Raw genomic sequence first — 16,758 nt, 5'->3', positions numbered from 1 at the left:
GCCCGCCCATCCGCGGCCCGACAGGCGGCCGGGTGGAAAACCAGGTGAACGGCGGCGGCCGGGGAGGCACAGTTATCGAGTGATGTCCGATTTCGCTGCCGGGTTCGTCCCCGGCCGGGAGCTGTCCCGCGCCTTCTACCACCAGGTCGTCGCCCCGCTGGCCGGCGCCGTCCCGCACGGCGCGGCGCTGATCGGCCCGGGGTCGGAGGTCCTGGCCTTCGATACCGAACGCTCCACCGACCACGACTGGGGCCCCCGCGTCCTGATCTTCACCGACCCGGCCGCGGCCCGCCCGCTGGCCGACCGGATCGCTGCGCACCTGCCCGACCGGTTCGGCGGCTACCCCACCGCCTTCGGCTCCGACCGCCACCCCCTGCACCACGGCGTCCAGGTCACCGATCTGGCGTCCTTCGCCCGCGCCCATCTCGGCTTCGACCCGCGCGGCCAGATCACCACCGCCGACTGGCTCGGCGCCTCCTGGCAGCGCCTGGCCGAGTTCACCAGCGGCGAGGTCTTCCACGACGGCTTGGGCGAGCTGGCTCCCGCCCGCGCCGCGCTGCGCTGGTACCCCGTCCCGCTGTGGCGGTACGTGCTGGCCTGCCAGTGGCGGCGCATCGGCCAGGTGGAGGCCTTCCCCGGCCGGTGCGGCGAGGTCGGCGACGACCTCGGTTCCCGGCTGGTCACCGCGCGCATCGCCGAGGACGTCATGAAGCTGTGCCTGCTGATGCGCCGCCGCTACCCGCCGTACACCAAATGGCTGGGCAGCGCCTTCGCCCGGCTGCCGGGCTCGGCGGAGATCGGCGAGGCGTTGGCCGGCGCGCTCGGCGGCCGCACCTGGCGGGACCGCGAACGTCACCTGTGCCGCGCCTACGAGCGGCTGGCCGCCCTGCACAACCGCCTGGCCCTGACCGAGCCGCTGGACCCGGCGGTTCGCCCCTTCCACGACCGGCCGTTCCAGGTGATCGGCGCCGACCGGTTCGCCGACGCCCTGCTGGCCGCCGCCGGCCCGGTCCCCGGCGCCCGGTCCCCGGCCGGCAGCGTCGACCAGGTCAGTGACGCCGTCGAGGTCCTCACCGACGCCACCCGTTCCCGGGCCGTCACCCGCGCCCTGCACCCGGCCCGGTGACCCCGGCGCCCTACCGCGCGGGGACGGGCACGTTCACCGCGACAGCTCGCCGACCGCCCGGTCCAGCCGCGCCGCGCGGCCCCGCGCCGTCCGGGCGGTCAGCAGCGGCAGGACCAGCCGGTACCGGGCGGTCTTGCCGAGTGCCTGGAAGCGGGTGGCCGCCACCGGGTCGGCGGCCAGCGCCGCGGCCAGGTCGGGTGGGAGGGGGGCGTCCCGCTGCGCGGCGTAGGCGGCCGCCCAGCGGCCGTCGGCCCGCGCCGCGGCGATCTGCGCCAGGCCGGGCGGGCGCATCCGGCCCGCGGCGATCAGCGACTCGGCGCGTTCGACGTTGACCCGCGACCACCGGCTTCCGGCGCGGCGGGGGGAGTACCGCTGCAGGTAGGTGTCCTGGTCGCCGGCCTTGCGATGGCTGTCGATCCAGCCGTAGCACAGCGCCACCTCCAGCGCCTGCTCGATGGTGACCGTCCCGGCGGTCGCCCCCCGCCTGGCGATCGCCAGCCAGATCTCGCCGGCGGTGTCGTGGTGGCCGGCCAGCCATGCCTCGAAGTGGGCCGCGTCGGTGAACCGCATCATCGCTGCAGCATCTCCAGGTAGTGCTCGTTGTACATGACGCCGAGCACGTTGCCGAACGGGTCGATGACCGAGGCGGTGACGAACCCGGGGCCGTGCTCGGTGAGCGGCTGGTAGGGGGTGGCGCCCAGCTCCAGTAGCCGGTCCAGCGCGGCCTTGACGTCGTCGACGTGCCAGTGCATCACCGCTCCTCCCGCGGGCTGCGCGGCACCGGGCGGGCCGTAGCGGCGGTCGATCAGCCCGAACTCCGCCTGGTGGTCGCCCAGCCGGAACTCCAGGTAGGCGGGCGGCAGGCCCTGGCCGGGCCGCTCGAAGTACGGCTCGACGCCCAGCAGGTCGGCGTACCACGTGCCGGCCGCCGCCACATCGTCGGCCCAGAAGTTCAGCGTGGCGAATCCGCGCAGCATCGGCGGTCTCCTTCTCCTTGTTCCGCGGCCACCTCTTGGTGGTCATCACCCATGCTCCGCCGTAAACTGCTCACCTTCTGAGCACTTTTCCGCGGGGTTTTCCACCGCCCGGAAGGGGGAGGGGCGATGCGCGCCGACCGGCTGGTGGCCGTCCTGCTGCTCATGCAGTCCCGGGGCCGGGCCACCGCCGCCGAGTTGGCCGCCGAGCTGGAGGTCTCGGTGGCCACCGCCCGCCGTGACCTGGAAGCCCTGGCGGCCGCCGGCGTGCCGGTCTACGCGCAGCCCGGCCGCGGCGGCGGCTGGTCACTGGTCGGCGGCGCCCGTACCGACCTCAGCGGCCTGACCGCCACCGAGGCGCAGGCGCTGTTCCTGCTGGCCGGACCGGCCGCCGCCGGCTCCGCCGACGTCCGTGCCGCGCTGCGCAAGCTGGTGCGCGCCCTGCCGGCGACGTTCCGCGCCGACGCCCAGGCCGCCGCCGGTGCCATGCTGGTCGACCCGGCCCGCTGGGGCGAGACCGGCCGCGACCGGCCGCCGATCGCCGGGCCGCTGCAGGCCGCCGTGGTCGCCCGCCGCAAGGTCCGCCTGGCCTACGCCGCCCGCGACCGCACCCGCACCGAACGGCTCGTCGACCCCTGGGGCCTGGTCGACAAGGACGGCGTCTGGTACCTGGTCGCCGGCACCGAACACGGCCGGCGCACCTTCCGGCTGGACCGTGTCCTGTCGGCCGAACCGACCGCCCTGCCCGCCGAACGCCCCGACGACTTCACCCTGCCCGGCACCTGGCAGCAGGTCGTCGGCGAGGTCGAGCAGCGCCGCGCCGCCACCTGGGCCACCGTGCTCATCGACCCCCGGCACGTGCCGATCTTGCGCGACCACTTCGGCCGCCATTGCCGGCCCGACGACCGGCCGGGCCCGGGCGGCCGCGCCCGGGTCCGCCTCGGCGCCCCCACCCCGCTGGACATCGCCCGCCAGCTGGCCGGCTGGGGCTCGGCCGTCGAGGTGCTCGACCCGCCGCAGGTCCGCGCCGAACTCGCCCGGATCGGCGCCGAACTCACCGGCCGCTACCCGCCGGTCCCGCCCGTTGCCTGACGCCTCCGGCGAGGTGGCGAGAGGAGGCGCCGATGGTCGATCGAGGCGACGGCGCGCCGGGATGCTCGGCTGGATGCGGGCGGGTCGCACCTTGGCCGGGTGGATCGTGGGTGCGTGTCAGCCCAGGGCTTTGCGCAGCAGCGCGGTCAACTGATCCTGCTCGTCGGGTGAGAGTCGTCCGATCGCCGTGCGGGCGAAGGTGAAGGCGTTCGCGAACCGGTCGTTGATCTCGTCTCCTCGAGACGTTCGCGCGACCAGGCGTGCGCGACGGTCCTGGGGATCCGGCTCGCGGGTCACCAGGCCGATCGTTTCGAGGCGCGCGACGATCTGGGTGATGTTCGAGGCATCGCAGCCGAGTTCCTCGGCCAGGGCGCCCATGCCGCGTCGCTCATCGAGCCGCCCGAGCACACATGCCTGCGCCGAGCTGAGCGACAGCTCGGCGGCGGCCGCCTGGTAGGCGCGGTCATAGACGTCGACCAGGTCGAACAAGACGGCCTCGGCCTCGGAGGAGGCGGCTACGGGTCCGTTCGGCAGTGCCACGGCTCCCAGCTTAGAACACATGATTACTTGATTCACTCAAATAATTATGGTCCACTACCACTTGATTCACTCAAGTAACACGGAGGACCGATGGACGGCACAGGCACCCCCACAACCGGCACGATCGTGACGCCGCAGATGAACGCGATCGTCATCGACCGGTTCGGCGGAATCGACGAACTCTCCGCACGCCGGATACCGCTCCCGCAGGTCGGCGACGACGACGTCCTCATTCAGGTGGAGTTCGCAGGCGTCGGGTCCTGGGACGCGGGCGAACGGGCAGGGGAGTTCGACGGCTATTTCGATGGCGCGTCGACCTTCCCCTACATCCTTGGCTGGGATGGCGCGGGCACGGTGGCCGCGCTCGGACGCAACGTCACCCGGTTCGAGGTGGGCGAGCGCGTCTACGCCGCGACGATGCCGGTACCGCGCGGCGGCTTCTACGCCGATTACAGCGTCGTCGAGGCGGAGTTCGTGGCCCGCGTACCCGACCGGGTGCCGACCGAACAGGCCGGCGCGATGGCATGGGACGCCCTGACCGCACTGAGCGGCCTCGATCTGCTCGACCTACGGCCGGACCAGACGCTCATGGTCTTCGGAGCCAGCGGAGGCATCGGGCACATGGCCGTACAGCTGGCGCGGCACAGCGGCATCCGGGTGCTGGCCGTGGCCTCCGGCGACGACGGTGTCGCCCTCGCCCGACGACTGGGCGCCGACCACGCCATCGACGGCCGCAAGGACGACGTGCCGGCCGCGGCGTCGGAGTTCGCGCCAGGCGGGCTTGACGCGGCCCTGGTCACCGCGGGAGGCCGGACCGCCGAACGGTCTCTGCGCGCGATCAAGAACTCGGGACGGATCGCCTGGCCGAACGGTGTCCTGCCGGTACCGGTCACCTCGCCGGGCGCACCGGTGTCCTACTACGACGGAGATCGAGGCCGCATCGCCACCGATCGGCTGAACGCGATCATCGACGCGAGCCCCTTCGAGGTCCACCTCGCCCGAACCTTCCCGATGGAGCGGGTCGAAGACGCGCACCGCGCCCTGAACGATCACTACGTCGGGAAACTGGCCCTCAAGATCCGATAGGAGGCGACAACCGGTCCGAGACACCGGCCGCCGCAGGATCCGGCGGCCGGCTCACCAGCGGTGGTGCACCAGCGGGCGGACCAACTCGTCGTACACCCCGGCCACCGCCTGGTGCGCCGCCTCGCCCAGCGGAGGCAACCCGGCCACCGCGGCGTTCGCCCGCGCCTGCCCGGCGTCGCGGGCACCCGGGATCACCACGCTCACCGCCGGATGGTCGATGATCCACCGCAGCGCGAACTGCGCCGTCGTCATGCCCTGCGGCACCAGCGGCCGCAACCGCTCCACCGCCGCCAGCCCCGTCTCATAGTCCACCCCCGAGAACGTCTCGCCCACGTCGAACGACTCGCCGTGCCGGTTGAACGCCCGGTGATCGTCGGCGGCGAACCGGGTGCCGGAGTCGTAGCGCCCCGACAGCAGCCCGCTGGCCAGCGGCACCCGCGCGATGATGCCCACCCCCGCCCGCGCCGCGGCCGGCAGCACCCGCTCCAGCGGCTTGAGCCGCAACGCGTTGAAGATGATCTGCACGCTCGCCACCCCAGGCCGGGCGATCGCGCTCAGCGCCTGCTCGCAGGTCTCCACGCTCACCCCGTAGGCGGCCATCCGACCCTCGGCCACCATCGCGTCCAACGCGTCGAACACCGCGTCGTCGGCGAACACCGCATCCGGCGGGCAGTGCAACTGCACCAGGTCGATGGTGTCCACGCCCAGGTTGCGCCGCGACCGGTCGTTCCACGCCCGGAAGTTCGCCGCGTTGTACGCCGACGGCTCCTGCGCCACCCGCCGGCCCATCTTGGTGGCCACCGTCACCCCGGCCCGCCGGGCCAGCAACCGGCCCACCAGCCGCTCGCTGCGCCCGTCGCCGTACACGTCGGCGGTGTCGACGAAGTCCACCCCCGACTCCACCGCCGCGTCCAGCACCGCCAGCGCCGCGTCCTCGCCCACCTCGCCCCAGTCGCCGCCCAGCTGCCACGCGCCCAGCCCGACGACCCCGACCTGCCTGCCCGTCCTGCCCAATTCCCGGTGTTCCACGACACCGATCGTAGGCCCACCCCGCCACCGCCCCGCCCCCGCCAACGCACCCGGGGGTGGCCTCGCTGTAGTCCTGGGGAAATTTCCAACGGATGTCCCTGGCCTGCGCTGATGCAGGCCTGCTCCGTTTGTTGATCACTTCCGCTACGGTTCGTCGGTTCGCCGGTCCTCATCGCTACGTTCGTCTCGAACCGTCCGGCCCGTGCCGTCGTTGTCGGCCATGCGCGCTCCTCCCGGTGTCGAAGCCGCCGCTCAGCCTTGGCCAAGTCCCATCGCTGGACTCAAAGCGGGTGGGCGCCGAGGCCGGACGGCCACCACGGGGCAGATCGCGTGCTGGACACAGTGCAGACTGACGGAGCCCAGGAGCATCAGGGCGAACGCGCCGCGTCCGTGACTTTCGACCACCAGCAGGTCTGCAGTGGCGGAGGCGTCGATCAGGGCGGGTGCGGGAGGGCTCTGAATCACTTCGGTGACAACGTAGACCTGCGGGTCAGCGCCCAGGACCTCCACGATGGCCTGCTGGGTCTGCTGGCGTTCTTCTTCATCGAAGTCCGCGTCGCTGTAGTCCACCGGGAAGCCTTACTGGGGTGGAAGCCGCCAAGCACGGATGACCTTCAAGCTCGCGCCTGTGAGGTGCGCCTGCTGGGCGGCCCAGCGCGGCGCGTCTGTGCTGGCTTCGGCCCCGTCTACACCGACGATGACGATGGTCTGCGATATCTCGGTCATGGTCTGCCCCTTCAGAGGTGCGGGGTAGGTAGCGTCCGTTACCAATCATGTGGTGGGCGCAGCGGCGGAAATGGGGTCCTGGCGCTGTCGGCTGGCGCGTTGCCGTCGAAGCGCCACAGCCGGTGCAAGCCAAGCGCCTTGAACACCTGCACCTTGATGAGGTCGGCGGCAAGCGCTCCGGCGAGAACCGCTGCCAGCGCGGCTACCAGAGCGATAGGTAGCAACGGCGCCATCAGCGTTCCAGTTAGGGCGAGGGCGGAGGCCGTGAGCAGCCATCGTCCCGGCGCGCTCATCCAGGCGTGGTTGCGGGTGCGCACCAGGTAGATGCTCAACTGGCTGCTGGCCACGAGGGTGACGAAGATGAGTGTGCGCAGGTGATCGAGGTCGATGCGTGGCCACAGGTCGCGTCCGATCCACAGCACGCCGATGGAGGCCGCCAGCAAAGGGGTGGCGACCACGGTGGCACCGATGATGATCTTGCGCACGTCCCAGCGGTCCGGTCGGCGAGAGGCCTGGGCGCGGTCGGTGACGATGGCCATGCTGACGACGTCGTTACCGAGCAGGAGCAGCGCCATGAGCAGGGGGGTGAAGACGAACTGGTGCCAGGCGAAGACGCTGACGGCCAGCAGGACGGGGACTTCCAGCTTCTTGACGCTGACGTTGAGGGCGTAGGTGAGGGATCGCTGGTAGGTTCTGCGGCTCTCCTTGATGAGGCCGACGATGCCGATGAGGCCTTCCTGGGGCAGGACGACACCGGCGGCGGACTTGGCGACGTCGGACTTGGCGACGTCGGTGGCTGCGGCCACAGCGATCCCGACTTCAGCCTGGCGCAGCGCGGGTGCGTCGTTGACCCCGTCACCGGTCATGCCGACGACGTGCCCGGCGGCCTGAAGGCCGCGGACGAGGCGGTGTTTGTCCTCGGGCAGGACCTCGGCCACCACGCCGAGTGCGGAAAGGTCTGCTTGGTGCTCGCGCAGGGCGCCGGCCGTGCAGGCGGTTCCAGTGATGCCTACCCGGGTGGCGATGGCTTGGGCGGTGGCGAGGCTGTCGCCGGTGACCATCACCACCCGCACGCCGAGATCGGTGAGTTGGTGGACGAGTTCGCCCGCTTCCGGGCGGGGACGGTCGGCCAACGCCACCAGCCCGGCCTGATGCCAGGAGCGGCCGTCGCTGCTGATGGCGATGGCCAGGACGCGGGCGCCGCTGGCTGCCAGTGTGCCGAGGTTCGGGTTGAGGGCTTCGGCCGCGAGGTCGGCGATGACCTGGGGGGCGCCTTTGGCCACCCGCAGGAATCCGCCGCCCGCGTGCAGGGTCGCTTCGGAGCGTTTTGTCGCCGGGTCGAAAGGCACGAACGCGGTCCGCTCGGCCTGGTCGGGGGTGTGGCTGTTGTCGGCGTGCAGGATGGCCAGGTCGATAGGGTCCTGGGTGGCCGCATCGGAGGCGGCGGCGGCCCACGCGAGAACGTCGGTGTCGCGGTAAGGGGGGCGCGCGGTGACCGCGGTGACGGTGAGCCGGTTGCAGGTGATGGTCCCGGTCTTGTCCACGCACAACACGTCTATGCCGGCGGCGTCCTGCACGGTGGCCAGCCGGGTGGTGAGGATGCCCAGCCCGGCCAGGTGCTGCGCGCCGAGCGCTCCGGCCAGCGCGAACGCCGCCGGCTCTCCTCCGTCGGCGGCCGGGGCGGCTGTTCACTGGATGAGCAGGCCGACTCCCGCCAGGATGGCCACGGTGAGGGCGAGCGCCGCGATCATCAAGAAGAAGCGTGGGTCGGGTACGGTCAGATGGCGACGCGGTGACCCTCCGTGCGCCTGGTAGCGATGTCGGTAGGCGTGCACGCCGAGTAGCACGGCGATGGCCAGACTGAGCGCCCCCGCCGCCAGCTGGGCGTCATTGCGGCCGGTCGTCAACATCACCAGGCCGGCCACCAGCGCGGTGGCGGCCGCCAGACACCGGTTCTGGGTCGCCTGACGTGCCCGGTTCTGAGCGTCATCGGCCGGCAGCCATGGTGTCGCCATCATCAGCCTCCGAGATATTGGGGCGGCGCGTCCGCGAGCGTGTCGATGCCGCGGGCCAGCGCGTCCAGCGCGGGTAGCGCCTTGGCCAGCACACGCTGGTGGTGCGGGCCGAGCCCGGCCAGTGCGGTGTGGACGAGGACGGCATTGGTACGCATCCAGCGCGCCAGTACGCTATGTCCGTCGGCGGTCAGAGACAGCGCGAACGCGCGTGCGTCACCCGCCGCCCGTGACCGGGTGACCAGGCCACGCGTGTACAGGGCGTTCACCAGCGTCGTGACCGAGTTCGGGGACAACCTCATGTGGCGGGCCACCTGGCTGGGACGGGCACCCGGTACTGCTGCCAGGCAGGACAGCACCTCAAGCTGCGCGACCGTCAACGGGCAGTCGGGATCGGCGGCGCGGGCAGCGCGGCGCATCGCCCGCCGTAGCCGGGCGACGGTGTCGGCCAGCACCAGCCCGGGGGAAGCCACCGGCCCGGCAAGACCGTACGGCGTCGCGCTCGTCGTCATCGTGTTCCTCCCTCCTCGCAATCGTCAAAGATCCGGTGCCGTGTGGTGATGATCGTGGCCGGGCGGCGCGCCGAATGAGGTGAGCGCGGCCAGTACGGCGACCACCGCGAGCACGACCAGCGCGGCCCGTGCCCCCACCAAGTAGGAGGCGCCGGCCAGATGCAGCGCCAAGGTCACCGCCGCGATGCCGAACGCCGTGCCGATGCCGCGGGCCATGTTCACCATGCCCCCGGCCGTGCCCGACACCTGTTCCGGAACCGCGACCATGACGACGCTGTTGTTGGCGGGAATGAACGTGCCCAGCCCGGCACCCATCACCAGCAGACACACCACCAGAAGTCCTACCTGGCCCGGCGACAGGACCAGCAGCCCAGCCCCTACCGCGGCCAGCACGGCACCCGTCGCGCACCGCAGCCGGTTGCTCCACCGCGCGGGCAGCACCTGCTCCGCGCCCAACGCGGCCAGCGCGAACCCGGCTGGCAACGCCGTCAGGATCAAACCTGCGCCAAGCTCACCCATGCCGCCGGCCACCAGCACCTGGGGGACCAGCACCAGCGGGCCGAACAGCACCAGATAGCCGCCCGACGCACCCGCCAGCCCGGACGCCACCGCCCGCCTGTGCAGCAATCCGACGTCGATCAGCGCGGACGGCGTTTTCCGCTCCCACAGCCAGAAGGCGGCCCCGGACGCGGCGGCGACAGTAAGCAGGGTGGGCAGCGACCATGGCGGCAACGCCAGGCCGGAGATCATCGACGCGGCCAGCAGCAGGCCGGTGGTCGTGCCGGCGAGCAGCGCCAGCCCGACCAGGTCGAAGCGGCGTGCGCGCCTGCGCCGGCGGGTACGCGGCAGCAGGTAATGGCCCGCGGCGATGGCGGCCAAGCCGACCGGCACGTTGATCCAGAACACCCATCGCCAGCCGAGCGTCCCCACCAGCAGCCCGCCCAGCGCCGGGCCCAAGGCGAGACCGAGCGCCTGAGCCGCCGCCTGCAACCCCAGCCCCGCCCGCGCCCGCGTTCGGGGGAGGCTGGAGACCACCAGCGCCACGCTGTTGGCCTGAAGCATCGCCGCCCCGACCGCCTGCACCACGCGAAAACCCGCCAGCGCCGCCAGCGACGGCGCCAGCCCGCACGCCGCGGACGCCGCCGTGAACACGACAAATCCATACAGATAGACCAGCTTGCGACCCGCCGTATCGGCCACCCTGCCCGCCCCGGCCAGCAAGGCCACAAGCGTGAGCAGGTACCCCAGCGACACCCACTGAACCGCCGCCAGCGAGGAGGCGAACTCCCCTTGCAGCGCCGGGAAGGCCAGCGTGACGATGCTCGCGTCCAACTGCCCCATGAACGCGCCGATGCACACCGCCCCCACCGCGAACCACGCCGCGTTGGGGTGCTCGCGCACCCGCAGTGGCCGGCGGGACTCCCCGAGCAGGTCAGGAAGCCCGCGACGGCTCCGCGCGTTCATCACTCGACCCGCAACTCGCAAATCAGCCAGCCGAATCGACCAACCCGAAGCCGTACTCTCCTACGTTTCGGCAGCAGGCGAAAGCGGCGTCGTCCCCAACCGCCGGAGCGCAGCCCCTGACCGCTTCCGAACAGCACATATCCCCGTCGGTGGCACATTCATGATCCCCCCGGACTACTTCTGTGCCAGAACCAATTCCACCCTACTCCCGACCATTCCGACCACCCGTGGCCAACCCCTGTCGACCGGGCACGGGCCACACACGCCTCACCTGTCCCGCAGCCGCGCCCGCCGGCGCAGGTCTGATCAACGCGCACTGCAGCCTCCTCCGCAGCCGCTACGCGAAGCAGGACAATGTCACGTAAGACCTTGGCGGCCAATTCGAGCCGGGTTGGATGTGACAGGTAATGTGAACTCGGCGTCCCGATCCCGCACAGTCCACAGCGGCCGACCGCCCGCGCCTTACCCAAACTCCGGCTTGTCGTCGCTCACGCCTTCACCGTAAGCGAATCGACACCATAGTCACAGAGCCGTGCATCGTCGCAGGTCAGGCAAATCCGTTGGAAATTTCCCCAGAACTACAGCGAGGCGCGGGTGGAGCAGTGGTGCCACGGCGCCACCGCTCCACCCGATCACCCGAAAAGGCGGATGGTGAGGGGAGCCGGGGGACGGCGGCGGCAGCCGAAACCGTCAGGCAGCGACGGCACCGCCGCGGTGCGGCCCGGTGGCCGTCAGACCGCCCGCTCATAGTCCAGGAACAGCGTCCCGTTCGCCGCCCGCGCCATCTCTTCCAGCCGCCACGACCCCAGCGCCCCGCCGTCGAACACCCGCCGGCCACGGCCCACCGTGGCCGGCGACACGACCAGCCGCAACTTGTCCACCAGCCCATCGGCCAGCAGCGACCGCGCCAGCTCCATGCTCCCGTGCACCCCGATGTCACCACCGGGCCGCCGCTTCAGCTCCGCCACATGCTCACCGGCCGGCGCGGTCACCACCGAGGTGTTCGCCCACTCCGGCGTGAACGGCCGGGAGGCGAAGACGTGCTTGGGCGTGCCGTTGATGAAATCGGCGAACGGCTGAAAATCCGACTTCGGCCAGTGCCCGGCCCAATAGTCGTAGGTGCCCCGCCCGAGCAACACGTCATCCTGCGTGCCGATCACCCGGCCGAGATAACCCACCAGCTGCGGGCCCTCATCGACGAACCACTCGTCGTCCTCGAAGGCGACCGCGTCCAGCGACATCAGATGGTAAAGCACGACATCACGCATATGAATCTCCTTGAACGACGGTCCGGCACCACACCGGACCACGACCCTTGAATCCGCTTGAACGGTGATCGGGCACCACACCCGACCGCGACCGCACCGACCCCGCCGAGCCGGCCACGGCACACCACCACCTGCGACGACTCAATCCTCGGTGGCGGGGGAGCGGCCACCCTCACCCGGGCGCAACAGCGGATGCACCCGCATCGCCACCTCCAGCTCACCCGGCAACTCGTCCCGGTAACGCCCCAGCGTCGCCAGATCGCTGTGCCCCAGCACCCGCCGCACCGCGTCCATGTCCACCGCGTCGGCCAGCAGATGCGTCGCCGTGGTATGCCGCAACCCGTGCGGCGTCACCGAACGCCGCTGAGCCGGATCCACCCGCCGCTGCACCCGGTCGATCACCGCCTGCACATCCCCCCGCGCCAGCCGCCGCCCCCGCCACGACAACAGCAACGCCTTCTCCTGCGTCACCGGCCGATGACCCGACAGGTACACCTGAAGCACCTCGGCCACATCCACCGGCAACGGCACATCACGCGTCCGCCCGCCCTTACCGAAGATCCGCCAGTACCGCACCCCGCCGTCGGTATAGAAATCCTCCACATTCGCCCGCACCAGCTCCGACACCCGCGGCCCCAGCGTCGACAGCAACAACACGATCAACGCATCCCGCACCTCGGTCCGCTGGTCCCGCCGCCCGCCCTGCGGCCCCGACTCCGAAAGCGCCCGCGCCGCCCCCACCAGCCCGCGCGCCTGCTCCCGCGTCAACGCCCGCCGCTCGGCCCGCAACCCGCCCCGCTCCCGCGCCGTCACCGTCGACGCCGTCATCGGATCGACCTGCACCCACCCCGCCAGCGCCGCATGCTTGAAGAACGCCGACACCGACCGGCGGAACCGCGCCTGCGACCACGGACTCTGCACCGCGCCGCCGCCCGCCTCCGGCACCGCCCGCCGCCCGTCCGGCTTACGGGCGAACGCCAGCAGCACCGCGTCCACATCCTCACCCGTCAAATCGTCCAGCACCCGCCCCGGCCCGGCCAGCCGCGCGAACGTCGCCACGTCCCGCGCGTACACCTCCGCCGTCGACGCCGACAACGCCCCCGTCACCGTCTTGGCCGCCACCAACTCCACATAACGGTCGGTGGACTCCTCGACGGTCAGTCGCGTCAGCTCGGCCGGCCGCATCGCCCAGCACCATCCCTTCACCCGGTGACCCGCCGACCGTACCGGCCCGCACCGACAAATCCACGGCGCACCAGGCCCGCCGACCACCCGGACCGCCCGCCCCCCCGCCACCGGCCCGCGCATGCGGCGGTCACCCGGCCGCCGCGCGAGAGGGGAGAGCGGCCCGCTCGACCACAGGACGGGGGAGAGGCGCACGTCACGACCGGTGACATCCACTTTCAACCGGCCTGACCACCCCGGCGCCCACGACATCCCTCCAGGGCGCACATCCCACGCCATACGCACGGCGACACCGCTCACCGCTCCGCGTCGCGCTCCCCGCCACCGGCACCCAGCCGGTCCAGCACCGCGTACGCCGGGTTCGCCCGCGCCGCCGCGCGCACCTCCCGCGCGGTGGACGCCACATACGCCTGCCCCGTCACGATCGAGGAGTGCCCGAGCAACTCCATCAACTCGTGCGCCGAGGCGCCCCGCTCGGCCAGCCGGGTCGCGAACTCGTGCCGCAGCGCGTGCACCAGCGTGCCCTTCTGCACCCGGTCGTGCACCCCGGCGTACCGGTAACACTGCCGCACCAGATACTGCAGCCCGCCGCGCCGCAGCGGCTCACCCCGGTTGTCCACCAGCAGCGGCGCCGACCGGGGGAGGGAGGCCAGGCCGAACCGGCTCAGCCGGCTGGCCAGATAGGCGTCCACCAGGTGCTCCACCGGCGGCTCGATCGGCAGCGACCGCGTCCGCCCGCCCTTGCCCACCACCTGGATCCGCCGGTCACCACTCGATCCGCCGATCGCCCCCGCCGTCAGGCTCAGCAACTCCGCCGACCGCATCCCGGTGACCAGCGCCAGCGCCAGCACCACCAGGTCGCGCTCCACCCACGGATCGCGCGCCTGCCGCGCGCCGGCGGCGATCCGCTCCAGCAGCGTCGCCGACGCCGACCCGTCGCCGAGCAGCGGCTTGGGCGCCTTGGCCGGCTGCTTGGGCCGGGGGACCGCCGCCATCGGGTTGCCCTCCAGCATCTGCTCGGCGACGCAGAAGGTGAGGAACTGGTTCCAGGCGCTCCACGCCCGGTTCACGCTCGCCGGCGAACGCGGCCCGGCGAACTCGGCGAACGCGCCGCGCACCAGCCGGCCGGTCAGGTCGCGCACCGGCAGCTCCTGCGGCGGGACCCCGGCCAGGCCCGCGGCCAGCTCGGCCACCAGCCGCAGGTCGCGCTGGTAGCCGGCCAGGGTGTGCGGGGACAGTTTCTTGGCGCGCAGCGCGGACAGGAACTCCGACGCGGCCTGTGGCACGCGCATCAGCACCAAAGGTGCGCGATCGTCCACCGCGGCCTCCGCACCGGTGCCGTAGCACCCTTGACCCGCCGATTCGGTGTGATTATGCGGCGAACCGGTGCGGCCTGGCCCGCCGACACACCGGGGAAGGAGCCGGATGATTGCTGCATAAGTGCGATTATGCATCAATCGCGTGATCGGAGGGGTCGGAGAAGGGCGTCACCGCATGGCCGGCCCGCGCGGGCCGCCGGATCGATCCGGCGGCGCCGGCTTGCGGCCTGTACCTGGCGCGCGCGGCCGGCACAGGGTGCAGGCGTGCCTGCCAGGCGCCGGGTCCGGCGGGCCGGACCCGGCCGATCCGGCCGGCGTCCGGTGATGACGCGGTCTGCGGCCCGGAATGATCGAACAGCTGAAATGATCAAGCCCTTCGGGGCCCACCGGTGACGCGCGCCCCGCGCGGCCGTCCGTCGGCCGGACCGCGGGGTCGCGGGGCTGCACGATGATGTTCCGGCGCCCGGGGCGCGGGACGATGCGGGGTCGGCAGCAAGATCGACATCTCCGTCTGACAGGGCTTTACCTGGGCAAATCATCTTTAACCGGACAGAAGCTGAATTCTGTTTGGTTACATTCGGCGGTTCCGCCGGGTCGTGGAGCCGGTCGCGCCGCCGTCCCGAGCCGTCCCGTCCGAGCGCGAGCCCGGTGTCTATGTACGCCAGAATGGAACCATGATCGAAGAACAGCGCCTTCCCGGGGGGAACGCCGGCGGAGCGGTCCGCGTCGGTGACACCGTCCGCCGTGTCCCCGGCCGATGGACGCCCTCGGTGCACGCACTGCTCCGGCACCTGGAGGACGTCGGCTTCGATGGGGCTCCACGGGCACTCGGATTCGACGATCAAGGCCGAGAGGTGCTCTCCTTCGTGCCCGGTGAAACGGTCGGGACCGCACGGCCATGGCCCGGCTGGGTGCACAGCGATGACGCGCTTCGCCAGGTGGGCCGCTGGCTCCGCGACTACCACACCGCCGTGGCGGGTTTCGTCCCTCCGGCGAACGCGGTCTGGCGCGAGGGTGGGACGTGGCGGCCGGGCATGATCGTCGGGCACAACGACGCCGCGCCCTACAACGCGGCCTGGACCGATGGACGCCTTGTCGGCTTCTTCGACTGGGACTTCGCCGCTCCCGTCACACCGGAGTGGGACCTGGCCTTCACCGCCTTCGCCTGGGTGCCGCTGCACGCCCGGGACGTCGTGGCCGCCGAAGGCTTCACCGCGTTCGCCGACCGGCCCAGAAGGCTGCGGCTGTTTCTCGACACCTACGGTTGGAGCGGACCGGTCGGGCCGTTCATCGACATCGTCCGCCGGCGGGTGAGCGCCTCGGCCGAAGGCATCCGGCGCATCGCGGCGGAAGGGGACCCCGCCTATCAGGCCATGGTGGCCCACGGAGTCGACAGCGCACTGGAAACGGCCATGAAGGAGCTGGCCGACTTCCCGGATGAATGAACGCCTGGGTGCGGCTCGCGGCCTGCGAATGCGCAAGGTCGCGCTGAACGGCCGTCATCAGACGCGCTGAACGGCCGTGATCAACGGCGTTCAGGTCTCCCCCGCGAGGCACGCGCGGGCAGGACGAGCACCCTTGCCGGGGATTCTCGGTGCGCGTGCGAATCGCGGCCGGGCCGCGGTCTGGTCGCTGATCGAGTTGACGGGATGTGCCGGCTGAGTGGCCGGCGGGCGGAACCGCCCGTGTGAGGGCCGCGTGAGCCCTCCTCCCCCGGCGCGGCGCTCGCCCGGAGGCCGGTCGTCCGGCACCACTCCCCCTTCGCCGGGTGAATCGGGCCGACCATGAGGTGGGGCGGCCGGATGCATGGTGCGGATACGTGGACGGCATCGTCACGCAGGGCCAGGATCGTCGCGCAGGATCAGGATGGATGACGGGTGACAAGGGGGCCGATGGTGGAAGAGTCCGAGATGCGGTACCTGCGGCGGTGTGTGGAGCTGGCCGAGGAGGCGCTGGCGGCGGGTGACGAGCCGTTCGGGTCGGTACTGGTCGGCGGGGACGGCACGGTGCTGGGCGAGGACCACAACCGGGTGGCGGGGGGCGACGGGACGCGGCATCCGGAGCTGGAACTGGCGCGGTGGGCGGCGGCGCGCCTGTCCCCCGCCGAGCGGGCGGCGGCGACGGTGTACACCTCGGGTGAGCACTGCCCGATGTGCGCGGCGGCGCACGGGTGGGCGGGGCTGGGGCGGATCGTGTACGTGTGCTCCTCGGCGCAGCTGGTGGAGTGGCTGGCCGGGTGGGGGGTGCCCGCTCCCCCGGTGCGGGCGCTGCCGGTGCGCGAGGTGGTTCCGGGCGCGGTGGTGGAGGGGCCGGTGCCGGAGTTGGTGGATCGGGTGCGGGAGTTGCATCGGCGGTTCCACGGGGGCCGGTGACGGCGCTCGCTGCGCGGGGGCGGTGCCCGGTCCACCGGGCCGGGCGGTCGGTG

General features: G+C 72.0%; 17 protein-coding genes. 5 read left to right on the top strand and 12 right to left on the bottom strand.

From position 1 onward, the window contains the following. The first annotated feature begins 82 nt into the window (after positions 1 to 82). Positions 83 to 1,126, top strand: a complete 1,044-nt coding sequence (locus Sru01_RS14990) for a DUF4037 domain-containing protein (protein WP_203985108.1) — start codon at positions 83 to 85, stop codon at positions 1,124 to 1,126. Between the two features lie 33 nt (positions 1,127 to 1,159). Here the strand turns inward: Sru01_RS14990 and Sru01_RS14985 are convergent, their stop codons facing one another. Both Sru01_RS14985 and Sru01_RS14980 read right to left on the bottom strand, forming a co-directional pair. Continuing rightward, on the bottom strand, positions 1,160 to 1,699 hold the full coding sequence (locus Sru01_RS14985; RefSeq protein WP_203985107.1) for a YdeI/OmpD-associated family protein: 540 nt from the start codon (positions 1,697 to 1,699) through the stop codon (positions 1,160 to 1,162). After that, positions 1,696 to 2,103, bottom strand: coding sequence for a VOC family protein (locus Sru01_RS14980; RefSeq protein WP_203985106.1), 408 nt, complete (start codon positions 2,101 to 2,103; stop codon positions 1,696 to 1,698). The genes Sru01_RS14985 and Sru01_RS14980 overlap by 4 nt, the downstream gene beginning before the upstream one ends. A 126-nt stretch (positions 2,104 to 2,229) precedes the next feature. On the opposite strand from Sru01_RS14980, the gene Sru01_RS14975 reads away from it, so the two are divergent. After that, positions 2,230 to 3,192 (top strand): helix-turn-helix transcriptional regulator, encoded by a 963-nt coding sequence (locus Sru01_RS14975; protein ID WP_203985105.1) that lies wholly within the window; start codon positions 2,230 to 2,232, stop codon positions 3,190 to 3,192. Positions 3,193 to 3,309: 117 nt separating this feature from the next. Here the strand turns inward: Sru01_RS14975 and Sru01_RS14970 are convergent, their stop codons facing one another. Further along, positions 3,310 to 3,732 (bottom strand): MarR family winged helix-turn-helix transcriptional regulator, encoded by a 423-nt coding sequence (locus tag Sru01_RS14970; RefSeq protein ID WP_203985104.1) that lies wholly within the window; start codon positions 3,730 to 3,732, stop codon positions 3,310 to 3,312. 90 nt (positions 3,733 to 3,822) lie between these two features. Here Sru01_RS14970 and Sru01_RS14965 point away from each other — a divergent pair, with 90 nt between their 5' ends. After that, on the top strand, positions 3,823 to 4,818 hold the full coding sequence (locus tag Sru01_RS14965; protein WP_239137433.1) for an NADP-dependent oxidoreductase: 996 nt from the start codon (positions 3,823 to 3,825) through the stop codon (positions 4,816 to 4,818). Between the two features lie 51 nt (positions 4,819 to 4,869). On the opposite strand, the gene Sru01_RS14960 is transcribed toward Sru01_RS14965, so the two are convergent. The 9 genes from Sru01_RS14960 to Sru01_RS14920 form a co-directional block, all read right to left on the bottom strand. Continuing rightward, positions 4,870 to 5,847: an aldo/keto reductase gene (locus Sru01_RS14960; RefSeq protein ID WP_203985102.1), complete on the bottom strand. Its 978-nt coding sequence runs from the start codon at positions 5,845 to 5,847 to the stop codon at positions 4,870 to 4,872. A gap of 252 nt (positions 5,848 to 6,099) precedes the next feature. Continuing rightward, positions 6,100 to 6,417 (bottom strand): universal stress protein, encoded by a 318-nt coding sequence (locus Sru01_RS14955; RefSeq protein WP_203985100.1) that lies wholly within the window; start codon positions 6,415 to 6,417, stop codon positions 6,100 to 6,102. A gap of 194 nt (positions 6,418 to 6,611) precedes the next feature. Further along, positions 6,612 to 8,180: an HAD-IC family P-type ATPase gene (locus Sru01_RS14950; protein ID WP_275412177.1), complete on the bottom strand. Its 1,569-nt coding sequence runs from the start codon at positions 8,178 to 8,180 to the stop codon at positions 6,612 to 6,614. 81 nt (positions 8,181 to 8,261) lie between these two features. Then, positions 8,262 to 8,591 (bottom strand): hypothetical protein, encoded by a 330-nt coding sequence (locus tag Sru01_RS14945; RefSeq protein ID WP_203985097.1) that lies wholly within the window; start codon positions 8,589 to 8,591, stop codon positions 8,262 to 8,264. Then, positions 8,591 to 9,058 (bottom strand): MarR family winged helix-turn-helix transcriptional regulator, encoded by a 468-nt coding sequence (locus Sru01_RS14940; protein WP_239137432.1) that lies wholly within the window; start codon positions 9,056 to 9,058, stop codon positions 8,591 to 8,593. Before Sru01_RS14940 ends, Sru01_RS14945 begins: the two co-directional genes overlap by 1 nt. 63 nt (positions 9,059 to 9,121) lie before the next feature. Continuing rightward, on the bottom strand, positions 9,122 to 10,561 hold the full coding sequence (locus Sru01_RS14935; RefSeq protein ID WP_203985093.1) for an MFS transporter: 1,440 nt from the start codon (positions 10,559 to 10,561) through the stop codon (positions 9,122 to 9,124). 731 nt (positions 10,562 to 11,292) lie between these two features. After that, positions 11,293 to 11,829 (bottom strand): dihydrofolate reductase family protein, encoded by a 537-nt coding sequence (locus Sru01_RS14930; protein WP_203985091.1) that lies wholly within the window; start codon positions 11,827 to 11,829, stop codon positions 11,293 to 11,295. A gap of 141 nt (positions 11,830 to 11,970) precedes the next feature. After that, positions 11,971 to 13,014: a tyrosine-type recombinase/integrase gene (locus Sru01_RS14925; protein WP_203985089.1), complete on the bottom strand. Its 1,044-nt coding sequence runs from the start codon at positions 13,012 to 13,014 to the stop codon at positions 11,971 to 11,973. A gap of 296 nt (positions 13,015 to 13,310) precedes the next feature. Further along, positions 13,311 to 14,306, bottom strand: a complete 996-nt coding sequence (locus Sru01_RS14920) for a tyrosine-type recombinase/integrase (protein WP_203985088.1) — start codon at positions 14,304 to 14,306, stop codon at positions 13,311 to 13,313. A gap of 797 nt (positions 14,307 to 15,103) precedes the next feature. On the opposite strand from Sru01_RS14920, the gene Sru01_RS14915 reads away from it, so the two are divergent. Together Sru01_RS14915 and Sru01_RS14910 are read left to right on the top strand one after the other, a co-directional pair. After that, positions 15,104 to 15,778 (top strand): phosphotransferase, encoded by a 675-nt coding sequence (locus Sru01_RS14915; RefSeq protein ID WP_203985087.1) that lies wholly within the window; start codon positions 15,104 to 15,106, stop codon positions 15,776 to 15,778. Positions 15,779 to 16,225: 447 nt separating this feature from the next. After that, positions 16,226 to 16,705 (top strand): nucleoside deaminase, encoded by a 480-nt coding sequence (locus tag Sru01_RS14910; protein ID WP_203985086.1) that lies wholly within the window; start codon positions 16,226 to 16,228, stop codon positions 16,703 to 16,705. Positions 16,706 to 16,758 lie beyond the last annotated feature (53 nt).

Origin of the sequence: Sphaerisporangium rufum (assembly GCF_016863395.1) — a bacterium.
In the GTDB taxonomy this organism is placed as follows: domain Bacteria; phylum Actinomycetota; class Actinomycetes; order Streptosporangiales; family Streptosporangiaceae; genus Sphaerisporangium; species Sphaerisporangium rufum.
The sequence above is the reverse complement of the archived record's forward strand: the minus strand, read 5'-3'. Positions and strand labels throughout refer to the sequence as shown.